This window comes from Trinickia sp., assembly GCF_051961175.1.
Lineage (GTDB): Bacteria > Pseudomonadota > Gammaproteobacteria > Burkholderiales > Burkholderiaceae > Trinickia.
Genome location: NZ_JBQCDN010000396.1, coordinates 1 through 4,351, shown reverse-complemented (window position 1 = coordinate 4,351; position 4,351 = coordinate 1). Strand labels below are relative to the sequence as shown.

7 protein-coding genes are annotated in these 4,351 nt (G+C 61.8%); all 7 read right to left on the bottom strand.

Annotated elements, in window-relative coordinates; all coding sequences use genetic code 11:
• Positions 1-316, bottom strand: a 316-nt coding sequence (locus tag ACTHL0_RS22685) for a nucleotide-binding protein (protein WP_440569195.1), incomplete at its 3' end; no start/stop codon positions are given.
• A gap of 80 nt (positions 317-396) precedes the next feature.
• Positions 397-1,179, bottom strand: coding sequence for a septum site-determining protein MinC (gene minC, locus ACTHL0_RS22680; RefSeq protein ID WP_440569193.1), 783 nt, complete (start codon positions 1,177-1,179; stop codon positions 397-399).
• Positions 1,180-1,369: 190 nt separating this feature from the next.
• The gene (locus tag ACTHL0_RS22675; RefSeq protein WP_440569192.1) at positions 1,370-1,900 is read right to left on the bottom strand and encodes a GNAT family N-acetyltransferase; all 531 of its coding nucleotides are present in this window, start codon (positions 1,898-1,900) and stop codon (positions 1,370-1,372) included.
• A 167-nt stretch (positions 1,901-2,067) separates the two neighbouring features.
• Positions 2,068-2,517: a GNAT family N-acetyltransferase gene (locus ACTHL0_RS22670; protein WP_440569191.1), complete on the bottom strand. Its 450-nt coding sequence runs from the start codon at positions 2,515-2,517 to the stop codon at positions 2,068-2,070.
• Positions 2,518-2,787: 270 nt separating this feature from the next.
• Positions 2,788-3,480 (bottom strand): hypothetical protein, encoded by a 693-nt coding sequence (locus tag ACTHL0_RS22665; protein WP_440569190.1) that lies wholly within the window; start codon positions 3,478-3,480, stop codon positions 2,788-2,790.
• A 71-nt stretch (positions 3,481-3,551) separates the two neighbouring features.
• The gene (locus ACTHL0_RS22660) at positions 3,552-3,980 is read right to left on the bottom strand and encodes a hypothetical protein (RefSeq protein ID WP_440569189.1); all 429 of its coding nucleotides are present in this window, start codon (positions 3,978-3,980) and stop codon (positions 3,552-3,554) included.
• Positions 3,952-4,164: a hypothetical protein gene (locus tag ACTHL0_RS22655; protein ID WP_440569188.1), complete on the bottom strand. Its 213-nt coding sequence runs from the start codon at positions 4,162-4,164 to the stop codon at positions 3,952-3,954. The genes ACTHL0_RS22660 and ACTHL0_RS22655 overlap by 29 nt, the downstream gene beginning before the upstream one ends.
• Positions 4,165-4,351: the final 187 nt, after the last annotated feature.

Genomic DNA, 4,351 nt, shown 5'->3' with positions numbered 1-4,351 from the left:
TGACCTGCTCGACGCCCTCTTCGGTCAGGCAGTCCTTGTCGCGGGTCTGCGAGGCCGGCAGCAGGAACAGCGTGTCCACACGCTTGTCGCGGATCAGCGCCTGCGACAGCTTGGCGACGCCTTGCGTGACGTTGACGAGGTCGAAGACCACGCGGCGTTCCGCGCCCATGATCAGGTCGAGGTTGCGCAGGCCGACGTCGAAGTCGACCAGCGCCACCCGCTTCCCGGTCTGCGCCAGCGCTGCGCCGAGAGCCGCCGTCGAGGTTGTCTTGCCCACCCCTCCCTTGCCCGAAGTCACTACAACGATTTTCGCCATTTCCCCTTACCCTGTATTCGTCAAATTCGTCCATTGAATCGACGCCACGCATGAAGCGGCGCGTCTTCGCGCGGCTCGTGTTACGTGAGCCGCAGCGGCTCGATCATCAGTTTCTCGTCGGACAGCCGGATCTGCACCGACTTGCCGATCACATCGGCCGGCAATGGATTCTCCGTGGTGCGATAGATCCCGGCGATCGAAATCAGTTCCGGCTCAAGGCACGTGCAGAAGATCCGCGCATCGTGATTGCCATGCACGCCCGCCAGCGCACGTCCGCGCAACGGCGCATAAATATGGATATTGCCTTCGGCGATCACTTCCGCGCCGTAGCTCACGAGACCCAGCACGACGAGATCGCCTTTCGCATACACTTGCTGCCCCGAACGCAACGGCTTTTCGACGATGAGCGTTTGCGAAGGAACCGCTATGCGGCCGTTCGTTTCCGCCGCGGGGGCCGCTGCCGATTTCTCTCCCGCTACGGGCGGCACGCTCGTCGTCTCCGCCGCATCGGGCTGTCCAGCCTCGGCTTTACCGGCCGCCGCGCGGCGATCGGGCGCTTCGACGAGCGGCAAGCCGCCCTCGCCTGCCCACCCGCGCTGAGCTTCGGCCGCCACCACGCCGATCGGGCGCATACGCACGCTGCCGAGCAGCTGCGCAATATCGGCGATCGAGGCGCGCTCGTTCTCGCCGAGGCGGCGCACGTCGATCGTCACCACCTCGCCCGAGAAAAATTCGGGCGTGGCCTCGAAACGCCGCGTCAACTCGTTCTTGAGGGCATCGAGGTCGGTGGTCTTCACGACGAACTGAAGCGCGTCGACGGAGCCGCTGCGGAGTTCGAAGAAAGGCGTTTTATTCAGCGACATGGGGTATTGCAGCAAAAAATTTTGCGTATTTTACAGGGGTCCAGGCGTGCAGCCAGAAATTTCGCGTCCTGGCGTGGCAATGCGCCAGGCGTGCATCGCAAGGACGCACGCATCACCAGACGTCGATGACGAGCGTGCGGAGCGTTGAAGCGATGAGCGGAACGGAAAGATCCTGAACGCCCTGACGCGCTCAGGGCGATGCGTCTTGTCCCGGTTTGACGCTGCGCACGAGCAGCGTCTGCCATTCTTTCGGGGCCCGTGCGACGGGTTGATGCTCGCCGGTCGGACCGTAGCCCAGCGCTTCGTAAAAGCGCATGGCGGTGCGATTGGCGTCGGCCACCCAGGCGTAGATTTCGGCCGCGCCCCGCTCGGCGAGCCAGGCCGTTGCCGTGTTCACGAGCAGGACGCCCCCGCGCAAGTGGCGCACGGCGGGCGCGACCCAGAGGGCGCACACGAATGCCTTACGCTCTGACGTCTCGTCGAAATAGGCGCCGATGAGCCCGGCCGGATGGCCTTCGGTATAGAGGATGAAGGTGGCGGAACTCTCGGACGTCGCGAAGCGCGCCGCGGCCGCGTCAAAGGTTTCCGCTCGTTCCGAGAGCGCTTCTTCCAGCGTCTCGGCAAAGGCATCGGGCGCATCGCGCAACGAAGCCACACGCAAGTCGCGAAACATTGCGCCTTGATCGGCAGCTATACGGCGAACAGTCAGCGATGAACTCATGAGGCTCCGATTTTCGCGGCTGGGTGGCTAACGCGTAGCTTCTTCCGAACCGGCGGGCGAGTCAAACCCAGTATTTAAGCGGCAGATGAAAGGCCCGTCCAGGTACCCGCATTGTGCAAAGCACAAAAATCGAGCGAAAGAGAGCCGATGCCTGGGTGTCCTGAGCGTCAGGATTGAGCAGCGTGAGGACCGGCGTAGATATCGGGTCGCGCGATCTCCATGTATTTTTCCGGGCTGGCGAGCGCGCGAAACCCGTGCGGCCGGTAGAGTTCGTGCGCATCGCTCGTGACGAGGACGATGCGGCGCAGGCTTTTGGTCCACTCCGAATCCAAAATGTGGCGCATCAGTGCCTGCCCGTAGCCGCGCTTGCGATAGTCGTGCAACACGAAGACATCGCACAGATACGCGAACGTGGCCATATCGGTGACGAGCCGCGCGAACGCCACTTGCCTGCCTTCGATGTACGCGCCGAAACAGACGGAGCCGTCAATTGCGCGCTCCACCGTCTCGCGTGGAATGCCTTTCGACCAATAGGCGTGGTCACGTAAAAACGCGTAAATCATGTCGATGTCGAGGGCTTGCTTGTCGCTCGATAGGTGGAGCGTGTCGGTCGGCATTGTCTAGGGCGCCTTTGTCGAATGGGAGCCGGTTTGCGATGGATAACGGCGGTTATGTCTCGGGCGACGGCTGCACTTGCCGCGAGCCCGACGGCATCGTTTGCGTCGATGCCTGGGTACCGAATATCTGGAGCATCGCCGTATCAATACCAACGATCACCCCGTCCTCCGTATTTTTATCTGTCGTTCCGGTCCATGGATGAGATGGAACGGTTGTCGATCTTAAACCACATCGGGAGGGGAATGGGGTTTCGGCTGGGGCTGGCGCCCCTATAACGGTTTTGCGGCACCGGCTTGAGCGACCAGGGAAACGGCGGTGGCGTCGGGCATGCCGTTCGTGTCGATTGCGCCGGCGTTCGCGAGTGCCGTCAGGTCGGCGTCCACGCCCGCTTGGCCGACGACGAACGATGTCGTGAGAAACGCCGGCGTGCTCAGCGTCACGCCATAGTGCTGTTGGAGGATCGATGCGACGGCCGATTCGGCGGCCACGACATCGGAGGCGTTTTCCAACACCTGCTGCTCGTGGCCGTTGTTAGGAAAACCGGCGATCAGATGTGAGGTGTCGGTACCGAGCTGAGCAGCAAGGTAGGTGAGCATGAGCTCGGTTTCCGGCGTTGTATTGAACGTGCCGCCGGCAAAGGCCAATGAATGCAGCGTCGTACTGCCGGCAGCCGCAGTGACTGTGCAGGGAAGCACGGCACCTACCGTGATGGCGTAGTGACCGTTTGCGTCCGCCTGCGTGGTGGCGACGCCGTTCACGCAGGCAATAGTCACGGTGGCGTTGGCCAATGCGAAGCCGGTGGCTGCCGTGCCCGATATCGCCACCGCTTGCGCGCCGTCATCGCTGAAACAACCCTCGTCACCCGCGCAGAAATCGCCATGGCATGCGCCAAGGGCGGCCAGCGAAGCAACGGCGGCGGCACACGACGCCGAGCGAAGTACGCGTGCGGCACGACGGTTCATGGCGGACGCACTGGGTAGGGTGGAAAAGGATGACGACAGGCGGAGCCGATCAATGGGCGCCATGCGTCATTCTAGGTGCTGGGAGCGGAAACCGCTCGGCGTTTCGATGTCTTACCTTCCTGGGGTGATCGCCTCTGCCCGAGGACAAACGCCGAAACAAGGCCGACAACTGTGGTGCCGCCAGTCACGCCAGCCACCCAATCGTGCTCATGCATCGCCAGGTAAGTCGAAAGCGACAGAGCGACACAGCCGATGATCAAGCCCGACAACATGCTGCCGATCCGCTCGACTCCCGCGAACGTATTCACCCGTCTCATTTCCGAGCGACGAAATTGGCCTTCCTCAGCGGCTTGGTCGAACACCCAAGCGACCTTCTCAGGGAGAATTTCCTTGAGACGCTCGATCTGCGCCATGGGCAACAATGGCGCGTCCGACTCATGATGGGAGAGCGTCAGGCTGCGGTGTTTATCCTTAACTCGCGCCGTTATCTGTCCGCCCATGCTTCCCCGTTAGTGCTTGACGTGATTTCCTTTCAATGCGGGCAGTGACACACCGCATGTCGGCACCGACCATCGCGAAATCTCGCGCTTGATCACCGATACGCGGCAGATGGTATTCCGGAGCAGTACCCAACGCGTTCAAGGCAGAACCCATGCCAGCCAGGATGTTCAGCAGGTGTTTCATGTCGCGCTCCACTGAAGATAAGGGTGCTATTTAGGTCTATTTATTGGATTCGAGCAACAGGGTGGAGTAAATATCGGACCGAATGAACGGCGCCAAAGCCACATTTGCGACGTATTCGAAGCAGGCCCCTACAGGCGAGCGGCAGTTCGGATGCCGTTGCGCTCGTGGAAACGGCATCAGGAACATC